16 protein-coding genes are annotated in these 20,013 nt (G+C 39.0%); 8 read left to right on the forward strand and 8 right to left on the reverse strand.

Going from position 1 to position 20,013, the window contains the following annotated elements:
• The first annotated feature begins 258 nt into the window (after positions 1–258).
• Positions 259–2,427 (forward strand): PAS domain S-box protein, encoded by a 2,169-nt coding sequence (locus tag RMZ43_RS25450; RefSeq protein ID WP_322652879.1) that lies wholly within the window; start codon positions 259–261, stop codon positions 2,425–2,427.
• Positions 2,428–2,710: 283 nt separating this feature from the next.
• Here RMZ43_RS25450 and RMZ43_RS25455 read toward each other — a convergent pair whose 3' ends face one another.
• On the reverse strand, positions 2,711–3,031 hold the full coding sequence (locus RMZ43_RS25455) for a hypothetical protein (RefSeq protein ID WP_322652880.1): 321 nt from the start codon (positions 3,029–3,031) through the stop codon (positions 2,711–2,713).
• Between the two features lie 466 nt (positions 3,032–3,497).
• Here RMZ43_RS25455 and RMZ43_RS25460 point away from each other — a divergent pair, with 466 nt between their 5' ends.
• Positions 3,498–4,373 carry a phosphodiester glycosidase family protein gene (locus RMZ43_RS25460; RefSeq protein WP_322652881.1) on the forward strand — a complete coding sequence of 292 codons (876 nt, stop codon included), beginning with the start codon at positions 3,498–3,500 and terminating at the stop codon, positions 4,371–4,373.
• On the opposite strand, the gene RMZ43_RS25465 is transcribed toward RMZ43_RS25460, so the two are convergent.
• On the reverse strand, positions 4,370–4,648 hold the full coding sequence (locus RMZ43_RS25465; RefSeq protein ID WP_322652882.1) for a hypothetical protein: 279 nt from the start codon (positions 4,646–4,648) through the stop codon (positions 4,370–4,372). The two genes, RMZ43_RS25460 and RMZ43_RS25465, sit on opposite strands and share 4 nt — an antisense overlap.
• Positions 4,649–5,478: 830 nt before the next feature.
• On the opposite strand from RMZ43_RS25465, the gene RMZ43_RS25470 reads away from it, so the two are divergent.
• Positions 5,479–6,684 (forward strand): histidine kinase, encoded by a 1,206-nt coding sequence (locus RMZ43_RS25470; RefSeq protein ID WP_322647652.1) that lies wholly within the window; start codon positions 5,479–5,481, stop codon positions 6,682–6,684.
• A 57-nt stretch (positions 6,685–6,741) separates the two neighbouring features.
• Here RMZ43_RS25470 and RMZ43_RS25475 read toward each other — a convergent pair whose 3' ends face one another.
• Together RMZ43_RS25475 and RMZ43_RS25480 are read right to left on the reverse strand one after the other, a co-directional pair.
• The gene (locus RMZ43_RS25475; protein WP_322647653.1) at positions 6,742–7,767 is read right to left on the reverse strand and encodes a PleD family two-component system response regulator; all 1,026 of its coding nucleotides are present in this window, start codon (positions 7,765–7,767) and stop codon (positions 6,742–6,744) included.
• Positions 7,755–7,955 carry a hypothetical protein gene (locus tag RMZ43_RS25480; protein ID WP_322652883.1) on the reverse strand — a complete coding sequence of 67 codons (201 nt, stop codon included), beginning with the start codon at positions 7,953–7,955 and terminating at the stop codon, positions 7,755–7,757. The genes RMZ43_RS25475 and RMZ43_RS25480 overlap by 13 nt, the downstream gene beginning before the upstream one ends.
• Positions 7,956–8,548: 593 nt before the next feature.
• Here RMZ43_RS25480 and RMZ43_RS25485 point away from each other — a divergent pair.
• Positions 8,549–8,809 (forward strand): chlororespiratory reduction protein 7, encoded by a 261-nt coding sequence (locus RMZ43_RS25485; RefSeq protein WP_322647655.1) that lies wholly within the window; start codon positions 8,549–8,551, stop codon positions 8,807–8,809.
• A gap of 333 nt (positions 8,810–9,142) precedes the next feature.
• Here RMZ43_RS25485 and RMZ43_RS25490 read toward each other — a convergent pair whose 3' ends face one another.
• On the reverse strand, positions 9,143–9,712 hold the full coding sequence (locus RMZ43_RS25490) for a DUF2854 domain-containing protein (protein WP_322652884.1): 570 nt from the start codon (positions 9,710–9,712) through the stop codon (positions 9,143–9,145).
• A 273-nt stretch (positions 9,713–9,985) separates the two neighbouring features.
• Between RMZ43_RS25490 and RMZ43_RS25495 the strand changes: the two genes are divergently transcribed.
• On the forward strand, positions 9,986–10,159 hold the full coding sequence (locus RMZ43_RS25495) for a hypothetical protein (protein WP_322647657.1): 174 nt from the start codon (positions 9,986–9,988) through the stop codon (positions 10,157–10,159).
• A gap of 129 nt (positions 10,160–10,288) precedes the next feature.
• Here the strand turns inward: RMZ43_RS25495 and RMZ43_RS25500 are convergent, their stop codons facing one another.
• Both RMZ43_RS25500 and ppk1 read right to left on the reverse strand, forming a co-directional pair.
• Positions 10,289–10,705 carry a response regulator gene (locus tag RMZ43_RS25500; protein ID WP_322647658.1) on the reverse strand — a complete coding sequence of 139 codons (417 nt, stop codon included), beginning with the start codon at positions 10,703–10,705 and terminating at the stop codon, positions 10,289–10,291.
• Between the two features lie 190 nt (positions 10,706–10,895).
• The gene (gene ppk1 / locus RMZ43_RS25505; protein WP_322647659.1) at positions 10,896–13,076 is read right to left on the reverse strand and encodes a polyphosphate kinase 1; all 2,181 of its coding nucleotides are present in this window, start codon (positions 13,074–13,076) and stop codon (positions 10,896–10,898) included.
• Between the two features lie 713 nt (positions 13,077–13,789).
• On the opposite strand from ppk1, the gene RMZ43_RS25510 reads away from it, so the two are divergent.
• Entirely contained in the window at positions 13,790–14,194 is a 405-nt protein-coding gene (locus RMZ43_RS25510; RefSeq protein WP_322647660.1) for a hypothetical protein, read from the forward strand.
• A 620-nt stretch (positions 14,195–14,814) separates the two neighbouring features.
• The gene (locus tag RMZ43_RS25515; RefSeq protein ID WP_322647661.1) at positions 14,815–15,216 is read left to right on the forward strand and encodes a hypothetical protein; all 402 of its coding nucleotides are present in this window, start codon (positions 14,815–14,817) and stop codon (positions 15,214–15,216) included.
• A gap of 174 nt (positions 15,217–15,390) precedes the next feature.
• Here the strand turns inward: RMZ43_RS25515 and RMZ43_RS25520 are convergent, their stop codons facing one another.
• The gene (locus RMZ43_RS25520; protein ID WP_322652885.1) at positions 15,391–17,883 is read right to left on the reverse strand and encodes a hypothetical protein; all 2,493 of its coding nucleotides are present in this window, start codon (positions 17,881–17,883) and stop codon (positions 15,391–15,393) included.
• A 422-nt stretch (positions 17,884–18,305) separates the two neighbouring features.
• On the opposite strand from RMZ43_RS25520, the gene RMZ43_RS25525 reads away from it, so the two are divergent.
• Positions 18,306–19,772 (forward strand): sensor histidine kinase, encoded by a 1,467-nt coding sequence (locus RMZ43_RS25525; RefSeq protein WP_322652886.1) that lies wholly within the window; start codon positions 18,306–18,308, stop codon positions 19,770–19,772.
• Positions 19,773–20,013: the final 241 nt, after the last annotated feature.

Genomic DNA, 20,013 nt, shown 5'->3' on the forward strand with positions numbered 1-20,013 from the left:
TATGGATAGGCAACTTATCGAATCCCAACTGCATTGGCTATACTATTGTTAAAAATGAATTTATATTAAAAATTAGCGGATTTATTTGTAACTACTATGTATAAATCATCATCCCTAAAATCTAGATATTTATAACTTAAAGAGATTGTATTTTGTTACCCGTGCTGTCACAATTATTAAATTATTCTCAATATTTGCTTTTAATCTTTAATTTTAATTTTAATTGATGGAGGGCATCTGCGGCAGAAGGGCGATCGCATGATCAAAAAATGGTATCGAGTTCAAAAGCTAAAAGCAATATTCATCCTAGCATTGGCAGTTGTATTTACTAATGCTGTAGTCTCATATAGCAATACTGTCAAGCTGATTTCCAATCAGGAATGGGTAACATCCTCATATAAAGTGGTTACTGAACTTGAAAGTATCCAATCTGCACTCAAAGATACTGAAACTGCACAACGTAATTACTTAATTACAGCAGATGCAGATGATTTACAAACCTATCTTGTGGCTTATCAAAAAACTAATAACAATATTCAAATTATTAACAAGTTAAGTGCTGATAGTCATCAAAAGCGGCAGTGGATTTCTTTGCTAGAGCCGAAAATTAGCAACAGGCTCAACCTCCTACAACAAGAGATTTCCCTTAGACAAAACCAGGGATTTGAAGTAGTTCGGCAGCAAATTTTATCTGACAAAGACAGGCAAAGTAGCAAAGAAATCCAACAGCTTATTCACGACTTTTTAGAGGTGGAACAAAATTTATTACACCAGGGAATGCAGCAGTCACAAGCAAGTTCCCAAAAGGCAATAGTGACATTTTTTATCGCTGCTGTTGTGGATTTAGTATTAGTGACGCTGCTATATGACTTGTTGTGGCGTTATATCAGGCAACTTCAGCAGACGGAACTGGCCTTACGCCAAAGTGAAAATCGTTTACGAGCCATGATAGATGCAGAACCAGAATGCATCAAGTTAATTGCCAAGGATGGAACTCTTTTAGAAATTAATGCAGAAGGGTTGGCAATGATGGAAGCGGAAAGTGCCGATGTATTAATTGGTAAACCTATTGATACCGTAATTGTACCAGAGTATAGAGCAGCCTTTGCCGACTTGCATAAAAGTGTTTGCCAAGGTAATAAAGAGACTTTGGAGTTTGAAATTATTGGATTTAAAGGTACGCGCCGCTACATAGAAACTCATGCCGTACCACTGCGTAACGAATCTGATGGCACATTCATCCATTTGGCACTGATGCGAGACATAACCCAGCAAAAACAGGCAGAACAGAAAATCCGTGAACAAGGGTTACTGCTGGATGTATCAAGTGATGCAATTCTAGTGCGAAATATTCACAACCAAATTTTGTTTTGGAATCAAGGTGCTGAACGTCTGTATGGCTGGAAGACTGCGGAAGTTGTCGGTAAGAATGTTTTGCAACTTTTGTATAAAGATATTTTACCACAGCTAGAAGATGCTTACTTGAGAGTGATGAATACGGGTGAGTGGCGGGGTGAGTTGCATCAACTGACAAGGGAAGGCAAAGTAATTATCGTTGAAAGTCGGTGGATACTGATTCGGGATGATAATGGACAACCCAAATCCATTTTGAGTGTGAACACCGAGATTACGCAGCAGAAACAGCTGGAAGCTCAACTTCTGCGATCGCAACGTTTGGAGAGTATCGGCACGCTAGCTGGCGGTATCGTTCATGACCTGAACAATATACTATCCCCAATTTTAATGTCAGTTCAACTATTGCAGAAAAAATTGCCCGATTCCCAAAGTCAGCAAATACTGCAAACTTTAGAAAATAATGTGAAACGCGGCGCTAATTTGCTCAAGCAAGTGTTATCTTTTGCACGGGGCATCGAAGGGAAACAGACAATAGTCCAAATTCAGCCTTTGATGGCAGAAATTGAGCAAATTATCACTCAAACATTCCCCAAATCCATCATTTGCCAAACAGAGATCCCTAAAAATCTGTGGTACGTTCGTGGAGACGCAACTCAGCTACATCAGGTGCTGATAAATTTAGTAGTCAACGCCCGTGACGCCATGCTCAATGGCGGTATATTGAGAATTGCGGCAGAAAACGTGGTGATTGGTGAACATTCTGCCCAGATCAATATTGATGCTAAAGTGGGTTCTTATATTGCGATCGTGGTAACGGATACTGGTATGGGGATGTCGTCGGAAGTTCAGCAACGGATTTTTGAACCATTTTTTACTACCAAAGAGGTAGGCAAAGGCACAGGTTTAGGACTTTCCACGGTGTTAGGCATCATTAAAAATCACGGTGGTTTTGTCAATGTTTACAGTCAGGTAGGCAGAGGGACCCAATTTACAGTGTACTTGCCTGCTTCAACATCCAGAGACACACATTTGTTGTTTCCAGAACTGGAATCAATTATAGGAGATGGCTAATTTATTTTGGTGGTGAAAGTATTACAGACTAGAAAAAATCCTATTAACCAAAACTTTCTGCCGACGTTGGAAATTGGTTACTAGAAATAAAAAATATCAGTTAATATGATACGCCGTTATCACTATTGTCTTGTCTGGACTATATACAGACTCGACTCTTGCGTATTCGTTATGAATCCACCATACTTTTATTCTCTTAGACTGTGCAGGTGCGCTACCTGAGATTGAATACCCTGCCTGAGTCATTAAGGTTTCAAAAGTATTTGAGTCGAGAACCGTACAATTAAAAGCTGTTAGTCCCTGTATTTGATGTCTGTTTAGGGTCATAGCTACCCTGGTAAGTCGTAAAAATCCTATATCCTGGTAATACTAAGGCAATTCCAGTATAACTGTGAATTGTACCGGGATATTTATAGGGAATATCATCTGGTACGCTCCCACCAATGCGAAAACTAAAACCAAATAGCCATATATATAAACCAGGTAGTAGTAAATCCATGCTATACGCAATAGCTCTCATTGCCTCATTTTCTTTGAAAGAAGCATAATTTCTAGCTCTAGCGAATTTTTTGGAGATATTTTTCAGGTTTGTGGTTTCTAACATGGTCTTAATTTCAATCCCCAATAGGGATTTTAGGAAGTTTCAAGCGTTTCAATCCCTATCAGGATGAGGTGTTTTGCAACTTGCAAGCATACTCTCTTATTACTCTACAAATGTATACCGTATTAATCCCTATCAGGATAAGGTGTTTTGCAACTTGCAACGACTGACCTTTGAAAGCTTTGCTGTATTTGGGTTTTAAGGTTTAGTTGCGCGGATGTGTACATAATAGCAAACTTTTCAAGCTCTTGTAAGAGTGAAAAGTCTTTAAAATACTTATACCGCAAGGTGTGCGACAGTTAATCTAATAGGCTTTTGAGAGCATTTTTCCCATCAGCCAAAAATTAGCGATCGCTCTGTAACAATGGGAACAGCACCTTTAAACGGTTAACTTATGCTTGTGTTTCTGCTGCACTATTTGTTTTTTAATACTTAACTTTGTTTGAGCTAACCGCAAGTGGGTTTAAATGTGAGGAAAATCAAACTACTAGCTTTGGTATTAATTAGTTTGGGAATGGTGTTGTGGTTTAATTTGCGTTTCTCAACGCCGTTAATACCAACTGTTGCATCTTCACCACCAAAAACTATTCGTTACTTCGAGCGCACTTTACCCCAAAGCATCGCTCACGTTGTGTTGATTCCAGCTAATAGCAAATTTTTAGTAACTCCTGCACTATCACAGAAGGTAGCCACTGTAGAGGAATTTGCCCAAAAACATCGAGCTGTAGCTATTTTGAATGCAGGCTTTTTTGACCCAGTTAACCAAAAATCTACATCTTATGTCATCCTACAAGGGAAGTTGGTAGCTGATCCCAAAAAAAACGAGCGATTGGTGAACAATCCCAACTTAAAACCTTACCTGGGTAAAATATTCAATCGCGCAGAATTTCGCCGCTACCTATGTGGGCAAACTAACCGCTATGCCATTGCTCTACACAGTCAGTCAACACCAGCAGGTTGTCAGTTAGTCGATTCTATAGGCGCAGGCCCAAACTTATTACCAGAACTCACGTTAGCAAAAGAGGGCTTTGTAAATAATACCAGTAAACGAGATGCACTTGGCAGCAACCAACCCAACGCCAGAACTGCTGTAGGTATTACCCGTGATGATGGGGTTGTGTTAGTTATGGTGGCTCAAAAACCCTCGGCTCCCACTAATGGGATATCTTTGCCAGCATTAGCTGATTTTATGAAAACTCTTGGTGCTGATCAAGCGATGAATCTTGATGGGGGGAGTTCGTCTTCGCTTTATTACAATGGCAAAACTTTTTACGGGAAGGTTGATTTGGAAGGAAATCCTATAAAACGTGCCGTGAAATCAGTTTTGCTGGTTCAGGAAAACTAGTACTGTGTCAAGCCAACTTTATCTTTTAACTTCTCTGCAATTTCAAGAGTTCTGGAAATATTCAGTTGACATAGCCGATAACTGATTGTTAACTCACCAAAGAACAGTGTAGCTAGTACAAGCTTTAATCTTCTTTTAGATGCACTAGTTATAATGCGTTCGCCAAGCAACTGAAGTGATAGACTAAGATTAAAGGCCCCTTTAGCCTCACTCAAGGAAGGGAATAGATAAAGTTCGCTAACGTCGGCTGACAATCGATTCTGGAAATTATTCATCTGACGATGGTAAGCTGAATAAGGCAATAGGTGAAAAATGCCACTATTAAGCAATTTCAGGAACTTAGCGTAAGTTTGTGGTTTTGGGGGCCGGGGTGAAAAGCAAAGCAGTTTCCCTAGTATCTCTAAATTGATTTTCTGGGGAAAGTGTTACTTATGCTATGGTCAAGAGTTTCTTTGCAGCCTTGAAAGCAGTGAGTGCTTTCTCTAAAAGTGCGTAGTTTAACGCCGTAGGCATCACCTTTATGTTATCCAAAGTTTTTTCTTTGGCAATCCATTCCCTGTTCTTATGGTATAGGGTAGGGGTTCTTGTAGAAAGGCTGGACAGAAGGTGCGCTTTGCAACTTATAGAGACAGTACATACTTAGCTGGAACTGTTTTCCCAATCATTACTAGGATTGGGTAGAGGCGAAAAAGACACTTCATCTGATGCACTGACGGTTGAGAAAGCCCTCTACAAACTTGGTCTGAACAGTTAACAACTTGCTGATAGATTAGATACAATTAGCATCTGCGTTTGCTGAAGTGAGTACTTGCTTTGAACAAGTACTTGAATTGACACAGTGTTAAACTTTTCACCTGCTAGCTCTGGCGAGAATTTTTGCTTCAGGGCAAATTAAGACTTATATTCAAAGAACTTGGGTGTTTCTTGGAGATAAAGTTAACCAAAACCGGGCAAAAGGGTGAAAAAGATATCTCTGATGTCAAAAACGCAGAACTGATAGGAGTATTAAGAATCTAAAATAGATATTAAATTGAAAAAAGAACAACGACCATCGACAACCGTCAGTCTATTTTACTTTCTGTAAAGCGTCGCCAGGTTGTTACCAGTGCTGAAACACGATTACATGCAAGTTTCCCAGGATCAGCCTATTTATTCTGAGGCTCCACTCCAGCTGCTACTGTTTGTCGATGGACGACCCAAGTCCCGACAGCAAGTGCAGCGAATCCGTGCTTACTTAAAAGAATTGCAGGCTGAGTATAGTTTTGAAGTTGAAACTATCGATGTTGGACAACAACCTTACTTAGCAGAACACTTTAAATTGATAGCAACGCCAGCTTTAATCAAAATCCATCCCGAACCACGACAGGTTTTAGCTGGGAGTAATATCATAGCGCAATTAAAAAACTGGTGGCCTCGCTGGCAAGCTGCTGTAGATACCTACTTAAAAGTACAGGAAGACTTACAAGAACGTATAGACGACAATGCTAGGGCGACATCACCCAAATCTACTATCCGTTCAGTTGCTGTTTCTGCGGAACTAATTCGACTCTCAGACGAAATTTTTCGCTTGAAACAAGAAAAAGATAATCTCCAAGAGCAGCTACAGTTTAAAGATCGGGTGATTGCGATGCTGGCGCACGATCTCCGCAATCCGCTAACTGCTGCCGCGATCGCCATCGAAACTCTCCAAGCTAATTACAATTTAGAGACGGGGCAATTCCAGCGCCTCAAGCCATCGATGACGGCGCATTTATTAAAACAAGCCCGCAATCAAACTAAGGTTATTGACCGGATGATTGCTGACCTTTTGGAAGTAGGTCGGGGTAAAGATACAGAGTTTCCAATCTTACCACAAAAGTTACAGCTAGGGAAACTGTGCTTAGATGTACTAGAAGAATTGTGCGATCGCTACACCGCCAAATCCCAAGAGGTAGAAACAGATATTCCTAATGACTTGCCTTATGTATATGCTGACCCAGAACGCATCCGCCAAGTGCTAGTGAATCTGTTAGATAATGCCATCAAATACACCCCAGAAGGTGGCAAGATTAGCATTGCCGGATTGCATCGCACTACCCAAAAAGTTCAGTTTAGTATCGGCGATACCGGGCCTGGTATTCCTGTAGAGAATCGCGATCGCATTTTTGAAAATCACTTCCGCCTGCAACGCGATGAAGGTACAGAAGGTTACGGGATTGGTCTTTGTTTATGCCAACGCATCATCCTGGCACATTATGGTCAAATTTGGGTAGATTCTGCCCCCAATAACGGAGCATGGTTCCACTTCACACTACCAGTTTATCCTTCTTAGAAATTGGTCATTCACTAATGACTAATGACCATTGTACAGACGCGATTAATCGCGTCTCTAAAAACTTGAGACAAAGCGATCGCGCCCCCCGGTCTTTGCTTGGTAAAGTGCTTTATCTGCCCGCACAATCAAATCTGAAGGAGAGGATTCCCAAGTGGGTACAACAGTAGCCACGCCCATACTTAGCGTGACATGCTGACTCACCGCAGACCCATCGTGAACAATTTGCAAATCTTTGATTCCCTCTTGTATTGCTGCGGCAACGTGAACTGCGCCAGATGCAGGGGTGTATGGCATAATCACAGCAAATTCTTCACCACCATAACGCGCTACTAAATCCTGATGTTTTTGTGCCTTGAGGCTTAATAAAGCACCCACCTTTTGTAAACAGACATCTCCAGCCGGATGACCATATTTATCGTTATAAAATTTAAAATAGTCGATATCACACAAAATCATTGATAGAGGAGATTCCTCTTGTGCCAGATTAATCCACTGAGTATTGAGATAATCGTCAAAACGGCGACGATTTGCCAACTCAGTTAAGCCATCTACATTGGCGAGGTGGTGTAAAGCTTCGTTTGCCGCCTCTAACTGTTTGTAGACTTGCGCTTGCTGTAGCAGGCGACGCAATCGCTGGCGCAATACAGGCCAGTGAATTGGCTTAGTTACATAATCAGTCGCCCCTGCTTCAAAAGCACGGTCTACAGATTCTTCATCATCTAAGCATGTGATCATCAATATGGGAGTGCGCTCCCATATCTTGGAAATCACAGTATTATTCAGACCAGAGTCAGTATCAAAAGTTGCAAGTGCTGAGATTAAATTATTCCTGGCAATCTGGAGCAAGTGCTTACAGCAGGTAAAACCATCCATCACAGGCATGACAGCATCTAGCAAAACTATATCCGGTTTGATAATCTCGTAAGCATCTAAACATTGCTTACCATCATTGGCCTCGACCACTCGATAACCTTCTTGTTCCATAGCTTTACGCAACAATACTCGGATGGTCTTGTCATCATCAGCTACTAGAATCAGTGGTGGTTGCTTAGGAACAGAAAATGGGGTTATGCCTGACATGAGTTGCCTTCCACTTGCAGAACTATCCTGAAAAAGGCTGTGCAACTCAATCGCATAGGGGCGATCGCTCTTTTTAGCAATGCCAGGATTTGCGGCAAAGGTGTATCTGGCTTCACAATCAACTGTTTTTTGACAATAGAGGCTCTTGTGTTACTGAGCCAAGCAAGAGGTAGATAACTAAGTTGCATAGACAATCTATAATTGGAACACGAAGGCAATTCTTACCTTTTTGTTCATTTATGGTTAGGAGAGGAAATGTTACTTTTATATTTCCCCATTGTTAAAGTTAAATTGCGATTTTTCAAAAAATTGCAAATCCATAGATTATTTATTTAATTCTGTAGTTGGTTTAGAAACCTAAAGATACAGCGCAAAGCAAAAATCAAAAGTGCACTCATAAAGATAGTTAACACTAAATATTAATATCACTTGATCAAATTTATTTAGTCTATTCGATAAGGACTATAGATGTCTAGTATAATTACATAGAATATAAATTTACCTTAGAATAAAAATTTTTTGTAAATTAATGTTGGGTTAATCAAATAATTAATTAAAAATTATCATTTTATTTAGATATATTCTAGCTAAATAAAAATTATAGTTATTTATTCTAAAATAAATGCACCGAATTAATAAATAATATTATATAAAATTTAGATATGCTAAATTAAGATTTCTTGAATAAATAAATCTCACAATTAATTTAGAATTAGCATATAAAGCTGCCATTTTCCTTTTACCAAAAATCAAACCTCTTTCCATTCACTAAATATTCAAAATGCCAGACTCATTAATGTATCAGCAAGATCACTTTGTGGTTCTAGAAACAAATCAACCAGAACAATTTCTGACACAATCAGAGTTATTAGAAAAGCTCAAAATAACTCTCCAACAACTTGTAATTCAAGATTTGCCGCCTGACTTGCAAAAGTTTGATACTGCGGAAGCTCAAGCACAATATTTACTTGACACCACTTGCGAATTAGATATTGCTCCTGGGCAATATTTGCAATGGTATGCAGTTCGTTTAGAAAAGTAACTTTTTAGTTAGCGATTAAGAAATAGCATAACAGACATTAGATTTGTAGGTTGGATTGAACTTAAGCGTTACCCAACAAAGTTCTGAGAATGTTAGGTTTTGTTCGTCAACCTAACTTACATTGGAATTATTTTTTAGGCTTAACTACGCAGTATTGGAAGCAGATAAGAGAAAAATTACTCAAAAATATCCTCTTTCCTGCTCTGCTCACCCTGCTTATCCGAATCGTATTGGCAGATCCCCAACTTCTTTGAGAATTCGGGATCTGCGCGTTTGATTCAGGATTGATACATAAAAGAATCAAGTTTGGATAACAAGAATTTCCGTTCTTGACTATTGACTAGTGACTAGTGACTCTTTTTGAGTATTGATCAGTGCTAGCTCAATTTTGTTTTCAGATGGCTGCGTTATTTGAACCTCCAATCCAGGGCCAAAATAGTTGGTCATTTTTTCTTGCTTTTGTTGCCAAACATCAATTGGTATTAGCGGTGAATCAAATTCTAAAATTAAAGCATAGTTACCATTGACTTCTGTTTCTCGCAAGCCTGTGACTGTTGGTCGTTCCTGGTCTGAAGGACTCAAACCCAAAAAAGAAAGTGTTGTATCTAGATGAGCATCTTGACCGTAACAATATCGGGTGATGTCTTTGCGAATTTTAGTTTGGGTGTCAGTTGCTTGCTGTTCTCGCAATATCAATGCTGACGGTGACGTAGTTTGAGTAAAGGGCACTGGCTTGAGTTCATTAGCTTTCAGCGCTAATCCTCCCAATAATAGAGGAATCCCGTAAAAAAATCCGACAAGATTTAATGTGGCATTATCAGCACCATAAGCGACGAAGCCCATGATGGTTAATATGCCGCCGATAGTTAAACCGAGTGTTCCCAAAGAGATGTTGCGTAGCATGAGCTTAAATTAATATAAATTCTGAATACCTCAGTTTTATTATCATCGGCTATGAGTAACAAATTAGGGAAGAACATCGTTCCTAAACAGTGGTATTCAACCAACTTAAAATAGCCAGGTTAAGATTGACACGATAGAAGTCAAGGGGTTTTGCTTTCCTTTTTCTAAGCCACAAAGTTTGTGTAGTAGACTAGTAAGGGCGTATTATTGCCCCAGAATGTTAGATTTTGAGTTAACTTAAAATTTAAAGGTAGTTAAAGATAGGAAAAAATAATGGATTTACAGACTATAAAAGAACGAATTGCCGCAGTTCAAAGCAAACGCGAGTACCTGTTAGGTCTACTTGAGCAACCAAATTTGGGAACTTTGAGAGTTGACGTAAATCAGGCTTTGGAAGAACTGGATGAATTAATTGATGAATTTAGACGCACGATCGCGGTAGAGTAAAAATTATCGAAAATTGCGTCGGTTTAACCGTCAACTTCAGGTTAAACCGACGCTCCTTAGTATTATCATGTCTTCAAATCCCCAGAATTCAACTAAGTGTTAGTTGGCGAAGCAACATAGCTGTATCATTTATCCTGCAACTGAATCATCTCCTGCACGCTTACCTAGCTGCCTAACTAACGCAATAAGTTCCTTTGTAGGTACATCTTTCTTGCAAATATCATCAAAGCTAGACATTGCTTTTGTCCCCTGAAAATTCACGTCTTCCACTGAGGAGTAAGCAAGGATCTGGGTGTTGGGAGATATAGCTTTAATGTGACTAGACGCACTCCAGCCATCCATAACTGGCATCTGTAAATCTAAAACAATTACGTCAGGATGGCAACGTTTAACCATTTCTATAGCTTCTTCACCATTACTGGCTAAACCTACTACTTGAATATTTTCTTGGCAAGAAAAAACTAATTGTAAGGTTAAACGAGTCAGCTCGTGGTCATCAACTACTAGAACACGCAAGGTAGAAAGCTCACAGGATAACATTAACATTGAGGGGAAAGACGAAATTATTTCAGAACAGCCTCTCTAGTCTATGGGAACAAATGCCAGCACTAACTCTATCCTATGGTTGAATAACTTGTGTGAACCCATGACAAACAACTTAGATGACTTCTCAAAAAAATCAAGTTTTATAAAAAAACTAAGTTGAGCTAGTTGTCAAGGTAAAAGTAACTTATTTTTAATCAATCAGGTTTGAGGCTACACCAGTTGAACGTAATGCCATATTTATGAGAATTTTTTGTGAATTAGCTTCTGGAGAATCATCATAAGGACGCCGTTGAATGTAAGTGCCATCGGCTTGTAATTCCCAAGCTTGGCGATTATCTGCGAGCATAATTCCCATAATTTCTTGCAAATCTTTGGCAATATCTGGGTCTTTGACTGGGGTAATTACTTCCACTCGGCGGTCTAAATTGCGGCGCATCCAGTCGGCACTGCCGATATAGATTTCTTCTTGTGTATTGTTATGAAAATAATAAATCCGAGAGTGTTCTAAAAAGCGACCGACAATGCTGATTATGCGAATGTTTTCACTAATGTCTTTGAGTCCTGGACGCAAACAGCAAACGCCCCTAATAATTAAGTCGATTTGCACCCCGGCGCGGGAGGCTTCGTATAAAGTGGCAATAATTTCTGGATCGACTAGGGAATTCATTTTGGCAACAATGCGTCCAGAAAATCCATTTTGAACATTTTCGATTTCGCGGTGAATTAGTGCCAAAAAGCGATCGCGCATATTCACAGGCGCAACTAGCAACTCTCGATAAGACTTTTGCAGAGAGTATCCGGTCAAGAAATTAAATAAATCTGTAATGTCAGCACCTAATTCTTCACGGCAACTGAACAATCCCAAATCTGTGTACAGCCGTGCCGTTTTGGGGTTATAGTTACCTGTACCAATATGCACATATCGGCGTATCCGGTCTTTTTCGCGCCGTACCACCATGACGGTTTTACTGTGGGTTTTCAGTCCCACTAAACCATAGACAACATGAACCCCAACTCTTTCTAGTCGTTTTGCCCAGTAAATATTATTTTCCTCATCAAATCGCGCTTTTAATTCCACCAGTACGGATATCTGTTTGCCATTTTCGGCGGCGGCAATTAAGGCGTTGACGATGGGCGAGTCGCCAGAAGTGCGGTAAAGGGTCATCTTGATGGCTAACACATCCGGATCGTAGGCGGCATAGGTAATAAAGCGTACTACTGTAGCCGAAAAGGATTGATAGGGATGGTGTACTAGCAAATCCTTTTCCCGAATTACAGCAAAAAAGTCTTTTCCTTCATCCGTCTCTAATGTATCTGGATCTAAACTCGGTTCCCTGAGTCTTTGCAAACGTAATGGTACAACAGATTGGCGTGGTGGATCTTTGAGTTCTGGCAATGGCAAGGACATAAAATACATTAAATCCCGCAGTCCCAAAAGACCATCTACTTCGTAGAGATCGCTTTCTGTTAATTCCAAATCATGTAATAATCGCGATCGCACTATTTCAGGAGTCTGGGATTGAAGTTCTAACCGGACTGGACTTCCACCCAAGCGCCGTTTTCGCAATTCCTGTTCGATGGCTAACAATAAATCATCTGCTTCATCTTCTTCTAAGACCAAATCGGCATCACGAGTAATGCGGAACGGATGATATTCTTGAATATTCATCCCTGGAAATAGAGATTCCAAGTTATGAGCGATCGCTTGTTCTAAAGGTACACCAGTCCAGTTTACAGGTTTGTCTTTGTGCTGATCTCCCAATTCTGGCGGTATTGCTAAAAATCGTGGTAGCAGATTGGGAACTTTAACTCTGGCAAATAATTCTTCTTCGGTGTCTGGGTTTTTGACCACAACAGCCAGATTCAGACTGAGATTGGAAATGAAAGGAAAGGGATGACTAGGATCAACAGCCAGAGGAGTCAAAACAGGAAAGACTTGTTCTTCAAAATAACTGTTGAGATGAGTCTTCTGTTTTTGATTCAAATCTATGTAATCTAAGATATAGATGCCATGATTTGTTAGTAGGGGACGAAGTACTTGCTCAAAATGCTGATGCTCTTTCTTTACAAGAGGAGTGAGGGTAGACCTAATATCGTCTAACTGTTGTTGTGGTGTCCGACCATCAGGAGTCAACAGGCTAACTTTCGCCTCTACTTGTTGCTTTAAACCAGCAACCCGTACCATGAAAAACTCATCCAAATTAGAGTTGAATATTCCCAAAAACTTTAAGCGTTCTAGAAGTGGCGTGCGCTCGTCACAGGCTTCATGTAATACCCTGGCATTAAACTCTAGCCAGCTTAACTCACGGTTAAGATAATATTGTGGATCGTTTAAATTGATGGGGGTAGAGCTTTTTTTAGATTTCGCCATAATGACTTAAAGGCAGGCAGAAGTAGCCCATTTAGCTGGGGGACAATAAACATAGTAAATTAAATGGGGCTTGAGCGTTACGCTGAGGCGGATAGTTTGCCATAGCCATTTTTTACAGACTATTTCAATCGTGCAAAATACAGATTTTTCGTAGGGTAGCACAGCACTACTACCCTAAAATGCGTTGCATCCAGATAAAAACTGCTATAAGTCCAGAGATTAAAATCGTTGTTAATAGCATGTTAATTTTAAAGATGCGCTTAAGATTTGGTAAAGATATAACCTGAGTATTATGAAAATTTTCGACTAATTATTAAGTGCAGTTTACATAATAATTTTGTATTAAATGCAGTCTAAAACCATACCTATGGTGCTTGTTAGATTTAGTTTTTCAAAAGACAAGTATTAGTAAATATTGCTACAAATACCATCTAAGGATTGACTGAGTAAAAGAACATGGATATGGACTTTGATTATAGCTAATAAAATTGCCATTAATATTTTATACGCAACCCAATATTTACTTTTTTTATAGACTCAATAAATATTGATACCATTTTTAAGTAAATTCTCTAATCTCAATATCAAGGAATGAGGGATAAATTGATTAGGTCAGCAACAACTTGACGACTACCTAAAAACTTCGGTTTGAATGGCATTTGATAGATTTGTTCAGCGATTATTTTTTTAAATGGACAAAGGAGCTTTTAATTATGAAATTCAACACAAAATTTGCGATCGCTTTAGTTGCTGCTACTAGTGTTTTTAGTCTAGCTTCTGGAGCTATGGCTGGTGAAGCTGGCGCTGCTGGTGCTGCTGCATTTACAATTGATAGTGATAATAAAGTAACAGGTGTTGCTGTAGCTGCTGCGGTCGGTAGAAATGATGCTGCTGCCGCCGCATTTCAGGGTGCTGAAGGTATTCCAAACGCTGCCTATGCTCTAGGTTCTGGCGGTCTGATTACTTTGGAAAGTATAGGAGAACCAGCAACAGCCAGTATCAAAGGTGCAACTTCTACTGCCCTTAATGAAACTAACACCTTGGGTGGTAATGCAACAATCCAAATTGGTACTACTTCTCCTAATAGTGTTGTAACCCTTGGTACTCCTGCTCCATAGGCTACAACCTAATTTTCGGTTGAGCTAAGACACATTTAGGTAGTCAAATTGAATCAAAAGATTATCTTAAGGGTGTATACCAAGTTTGCAAACATACTCCAGTAGCTGTAAGCCTGGAAATAAATACGTAAAGGCTGCAAAAGCAGCCTTTGTTTATTTGTGTGACATCATATTCAAAAAACTCTCTAAACAATAATTTGGAAAAAACAAAATTATGAATCGTAAAAAAATCTAAATCTAGCTGGACTAAGGTTATTGTAAACTATTTCTAACTTATCAATATCACCCATATTTTTCGGAAATGTCTATTATTTAGAGACATGGTTCATCGCGCCTGAACAAACTCTGCATTTCACGCAATGCAAAGTCAAAGAAACAACATAAATATTTCACTCAACCTAATCTTATTTATAACACCTTTATCATTGCTAGTAAAAACTTATAGATTTCTTGACAAAGTAAGTGAAAATCACCGTATTGTTATCAGCTATATTCATTGAATTAGCAAAAAGCAAGATGACCATATAGTATTTCTATAAATGAGCAGTTCGCAATTTATAGACAGATTGCTATGGCTAATCTAAGTATTTTGCTTAATTAACCAACAATGAATAATAAGTATGAATTCGACACGTCAAATAGCATTATTGTTTACTGTTGTTACTAGCACATTTGGCATAAATTCTATAGCTATAGCTGGAGAAGGTGGTGCTGCTGGAGCAGTAGCATTCACACTCGGATCTGGTGTCGTCACTGGAGTAGCTCAATCTGCTGCAACTGGCAAAAATGACGCCGCCGCCGCCGCATTTAATGCTCCTAATGCCACTAGTGGTATTGCCAATTCCGCCTATGCGCTAGGTTCTGCTGGTGCAATTACCATAACTAATTTAGGAAATCCCGCAACTGCTCAAATCGTCGGCACACCAGATACAGCACTAGGCACTGCACAGATTAATCAGTTCAGTTCCAATACCACAATCAAAATCGGGACTACCAGTGGTGACGAACTTATCAAGTTTTAGAAGCCCTGGCGACTAGAAGTCGCGGCTATACAGACAAAACCTGCCTCCGCAGGTTCAAAACCCTTGATTTGAATTAGTCCACGGAGATGGACTACCCTGCGGGAAGCCGCAAAGCGTCTATGTTTGTGTAGTAGCAAATTCTATTCGTCCAAAACTTTTCTTTTGTTGCTAAATCTATCTAGGTGGTATTGGTTGCGGTTTTTGCTCTTCCACGTCTTGTCTGTTGCGTTGTATTTCTAACTGTTCAACCCCTTGATCGATTCCTCTCCTTAATCGTTCAGCAGTTTGTTGGTCAAAAGGATTAGGCGGGTCTCCTAATTTAAACAACACGGTGAAGACGTTTTCTGTGACATTGAAGTTATTTCCAACCAAGTCTCTGCCATAATCATAGTCATTATTACTCCAAGACAGACTTAGCGTTGGACTATTGTATTGTTTGCCCATTTTCCACTGCGCCCTAGCTCCATACCGAGAACGACTAATACTTTCATTAATGGGCGTATAATACGCTGACAATCGAAAATTTTCACTGAACCTAATTTCAAAGTCAGCTAAAAGCGTATTTTCTATTGAATTAGGTAAAATATCACCAAAATAGTTAACTAACCCAAAAGAAACAGGGCCAATATTTGCCCTTGCTCCTAGTGTAAGAGAACTAGCAGGACTAATACTTATAGTTCTACCGATTCTAGTATCTTGGTCAATAGCATAATTTAATCCGGTTGAAAAAACAAGATTGTTAGTCTTACTTAAGGGTATTTTTTTTGTAATACTACCTACTAGTTGACTATAGTAATCACGATCTGGGTTGACATAACCGATGCCTCCTGCCGAATAAGTCCAACCGCTTGATGTCCTGTGACTAAAGTCTCCGCCAAGATAAGCTTTAATTGTGTCTCCAGTAATTACACCTGCATAATATCTGAAAACATCTGATGATCCTGTGATATTTCCACTAAAGCTAATATGTGGGTAATAAACCGTCTTTTCCGTGAGTCTGCTGCCGTTAGCAAAATTTACATCTTGTACAAAGTCTTCTAAATAAATTTGCGTATAAAAATTTTGCAGAGTCGCAGGAGAATAAACTTCACCATTCACAATAGACGCTACAGCAACATTTGAGTTAACTCCTCCTTCAGCACCCGCCTCTGCCAACATCCTACGAGGCCCAGTAGGTTCATAACGAACAACTGAATCAATTCTGCGGAGTATAACTGGTGAAATTCCAAACCAGATACTATTAAAATTTCCACTAGGAACTTGATTTAAACTCGTTATATTTGCTGCTGGGCTTTTTGCTTGTCCAATACCAGCATGATAAAAGGTAAAGCTATTTACAGGAAGCCTAGTATTATTTGCAGCTAAAAATAAATTTTTGTTAATATTTGGATTGACCGGATTTGCCCCTCCTTGGAGTTGCGGATTAGCATCAGGTAAAATAAAATTACCTAATTGCAAAGCTGAATTAAGTAGTGTATTGTCATCATTTAAGATAAATCCATAACCGCGAATTGTTCGACCAATAACAGCTTTTTTATCATTCGCTCTGACAACTTGTCTAACTGTCGAATAAAAAGTTGCTGGCGTATTATCAATATTTTCTTTTCTAGTGTAAAAAGGTGTATTCCCTTGGGTATTACCAGGCAAAGTCCCAGCATTAGGAAAGTAAAAATCTACACCAAATTTTTGGCCATTTGCTCCCATTTTAAAGCCAGGTAAACTCATAACTGCCAAAGATTCGGGAGTTACCACATCACCTACATTAGCAGTTTGAACAATGCGAGTTGGAACAAAAAAGTTAGGATCAATACTATTTTTGTCAGTTACTAAACCAGGGGTGTACGTACATTGTTTGTCAGAAGAAGTTCCTGGAAAAAGACAAGAAGCAGTCAAACTCATTTGGATTTGTGTGCCAAATAGAGTTTGTGGTTCTTTCTTCAGAACTGTCACTTTTCTAGATTGTCTAACCGTTTGTAGTTGTAAGTAAGTACCTTTTTGGTCTACCGTATAAATATTATTTCTAGTTAAATTCTCCTGAATTCGGCTATTTAGTTTAAAGATTCCATTAACATCGAATGTAACGTTGCGATCGTCTCCAAAACCGCTACCTCCAAAAAGCTCCCATTTTGTTAAGTGGCTAATGGGTATGCCATTCAGTGGTAGAGTAGTTGTAAATGGGTTAATTCGCTCGTTAGGAGCAATCCTCGGCGGTATCTTGTAGTTTGGATCAGTTGGCAGAGTTTCTTGAGAATTTTGTATTAATGGTTTCTCGTCTAATTCTGCAACTAGGGGCAAGTTTTGCGGGGTTTGGGTTTTTGGAAATGTTAGCTTATTGCCTAGCTCCGAAACACTAATTTCATGAGGATTATTTGAAATAACTTCAGGTAAGTTTGGTATAACCTCATTTTGCACCGATTTTTCAGGGAAAGTAGCTTGAGATTTGCTATTTTTCAGTGCTAAATCTGTTACTTTTGGCTGATTATCAAAATTCCCATAATCCTGCTTTAATTCAACTTCATCCTTTGAAGGTAATTCTGGTGTTTTAAACTTATTTGGAATATTTAACTCGGAAGCAATGGCAAATGTATTAATAAAAAATATAATTTTTATTATAAAAATAGGTAAGGCTAAAACTTTATTAAAAACTAGATAAACTATTTTTTTCATAATTTAGCTTTATGCCTCTATTTTCGTGTTGCATTTTCAGTAAAGTGCAAAGAATATTAATCATTTAAAAAAAGTAAAATAATAAAAAAGTATGTTTGCAGTAATCTCATTTTGTGTAAACATACTTAATAAAGGCAAATCTTATAACTCCTAATTAAGCTAACTAATCGTGAGTTATTTTTATTAAACTTTGCCTATGTTTACGTTTAATATGTACTTCAATTTGGGCAATAAAATTAGTAAATATACTGCAAACAGACTGTAACCGTCTTAACATTTAACAGACATCAGTATAATTCCTACATTCAATCAAAATCACCTTATACTTTTGAGTACTATTACTGTTGACTAAAATATAAATTCACAAAACATTGTTACTGGCATATTTGTTTAATAAGGACTAAGATTCACAACTCATAACTATGTTTCAAGCTACTCGCCGCCGTCTTGCAATTTGGTACACTGCCGTTACTGCCGTATTACTACTACTGTTTGCTAGTGGCGTTTATTTATACGTCCGTAGTACACTAATTGAGCGCATTGACGATACTCTTAACCATGTAGTAGAAATAGTGGAGCGTTGTCTCACAACCAGCCCCTGTGCATCTAAGCTCATATTTGAGCCGATTAATGCTGATGCAGATAAATTTCGCATTAATAATTTAGAAGCCAGTTTCCGTGACAATAACGACACCGTAGAAGATGACCACATCGACCTAGAATGGTTTGGTCCGACTGGTGAATTACTTTGGTCAACGCTATCCGAACCCCTAAATATTCCTATTCATGCCAACCGCACTGGTGAAACTGTGCGCGTAGTTAAGGGCGAGAAAGAAAAAGGCAAAGATGATAAACTCCTCACTCCTAACTCCCCACTGTTATTGCGTCAAGTGACACAACGGGTGGAAGTAGGGCGGCAAGTATTAGGATATCTGCGTGTTAGTCATCCTTGGTTTGAAGTCACTAAACCCAGTCGCCAGTTAATTTTTGATTTGGCACTAGGTATTGGGTTAATGGTGCTTTCTGTAGGCGCAAGTGGTTGGTTTCTTTCGGGTAAAGCAATGGAACCTGTAAGGGAGTCTTATCAACGCCTCAAACAATTTACTGCTGATGCTTCTCATGAACTTAGAAGTCCTATTACTTTAATTCAAACAAATGTACAAGTCGCCCTTACTGACTTAGATTTAGCAGAGTCAGAAACGAATAATTCTTTGCAGTATCGGCAACAGTTAAAGGTGGTGGAACGGTTAACGCAGCGTTTGGGTAAGTTAGTTAATGACTTACTGTTCTTAGCACGACAGGATAGTGGTATTAGCAAAGATATTTTTTCACTTTGTCCGCTAGACGCTTTGTTGATGGAGGTGGTTGCAGAACAACAATTGTTACTCCCTGAAAAAAAAATTGCTCTTTCTCTAGACTTAGTTGACCCTCCCGCCTCCGAAACTAGCCCGGAATTACTGGAAAATTGGTTTACCCTTGTGGGCAATTGGGATCAACTAGTGCGCTTGTTCACAAATTTAATTGCTAACGCCTTGCATTACACTCCAGCAGGTGGACGAGTGAAAGTTGAATTGGCGCGGATAGAGGGAATAAATCGCGTTTCTGGACTACGTTATACCAGCGCCCAGTTGCAAGTTAAAGTGAGTGATACTGGTGTTGGAATTCCAGCAGAAGCACTACCACGCTTATTTGACCGCTTTTATCGGGTAGATCCGGCACGGACTCATACAACTGGGAATACAGCTACAGCTAGTGCTACTGGTTCAGGATTAGGATTAGCGATCGCTCAAGCTATTGTCGAACATCACCAAGGTCATATTCAAGTTGAAAGTACTCAAGGCATTGGCACTACATTCACTGTCACCTTACCAATAAATCTTGAGTCTTAATTCGGTAAGAAATTTTTGTTTCCTGTGATAGATGCAGAAAAGTGAATTTATTTACTAATTTATATAGCAACAGTTGCAATATTCAGTATTTGAATTGCTTACTAACATCATATTTATATTGTTGATACTTTAGCTGATTAATTAGTAAGCTGTTCTACATTCAAATTGCATATATTAACTGCTACAGCAGTTTCTTTTGCATGAGGTACAACAAAGTTACTGGTTTTGAGGCAGGAGGCAG

Source organism: Nostoc sp. CmiVER01, assembly GCF_034531135.2.
Classification (GTDB): Bacteria; Cyanobacteriota; Cyanobacteriia; order Cyanobacteriales; family Nostocaceae; genus Nostoc.

Coding starts and splice junctions, on each gene's coding strand:
- RMZ43_RS25450 (WP_322652879.1), top strand. CDS start 259: ATGATCAAAAAATGGTATCGAGTTCAAAAGCTAAAAGCAATATTCATC.
- RMZ43_RS25455 (WP_322652880.1), bottom strand. CDS start 3,031: ATGTTAGAAACCACAAACCTGAAAAATATCTCCAAAAAATTCGCTAGA.
- RMZ43_RS25465 (WP_322652882.1), bottom strand. CDS start 4,648: ATGAATAATTTCCAGAATCGATTGTCAGCCGACGTTAGCGAACTTTAT.
- RMZ43_RS25475 (WP_322647653.1), bottom strand. CDS start 7,767: ATGTCAGGCATAACCCCATTTTCTGTTCCTAAGCAACCACCACTGATT.
- RMZ43_RS25480 (WP_322652883.1), bottom strand. CDS start 7,955: ATGCAACTTAGTTATCTACCTCTTGCTTGGCTCAGTAACACAAGAGCC.
- RMZ43_RS25485 (WP_322647655.1), top strand. CDS start 8,549: ATGCCAGACTCATTAATGTATCAGCAAGATCACTTTGTGGTTCTAGAA.
- RMZ43_RS25490 (WP_322652884.1), bottom strand. CDS start 9,712: ATGCTACGCAACATCTCTTTGGGAACACTCGGTTTAACTATCGGCGGC.
- RMZ43_RS25495 (WP_322647657.1), top strand. CDS start 9,986: ATGGATTTACAGACTATAAAAGAACGAATTGCCGCAGTTCAAAGCAAA.
- RMZ43_RS25500 (WP_322647658.1), bottom strand. CDS start 10,705: ATGTTAATGTTATCCTGTGAGCTTTCTACCTTGCGTGTTCTAGTAGTT.
- ppk1 (WP_322647659.1), bottom strand. CDS start 13,076: ATGGCGAAATCTAAAAAAAGCTCTACCCCCATCAATTTAAACGATCCA.
- RMZ43_RS25510 (WP_322647660.1), top strand. CDS start 13,790: ATGAAATTCAACACAAAATTTGCGATCGCTTTAGTTGCTGCTACTAGT.
- RMZ43_RS25515 (WP_322647661.1), top strand. CDS start 14,815: ATGAATTCGACACGTCAAATAGCATTATTGTTTACTGTTGTTACTAGC.
- RMZ43_RS25520 (WP_322652885.1), bottom strand. CDS start 17,883: ATGAAAAAAATAGTTTATCTAGTTTTTAATAAAGTTTTAGCCTTACCT.
- RMZ43_RS25525 (WP_322652886.1), top strand. CDS start 18,306: ATGTTTCAAGCTACTCGCCGCCGTCTTGCAATTTGGTACACTGCCGTT.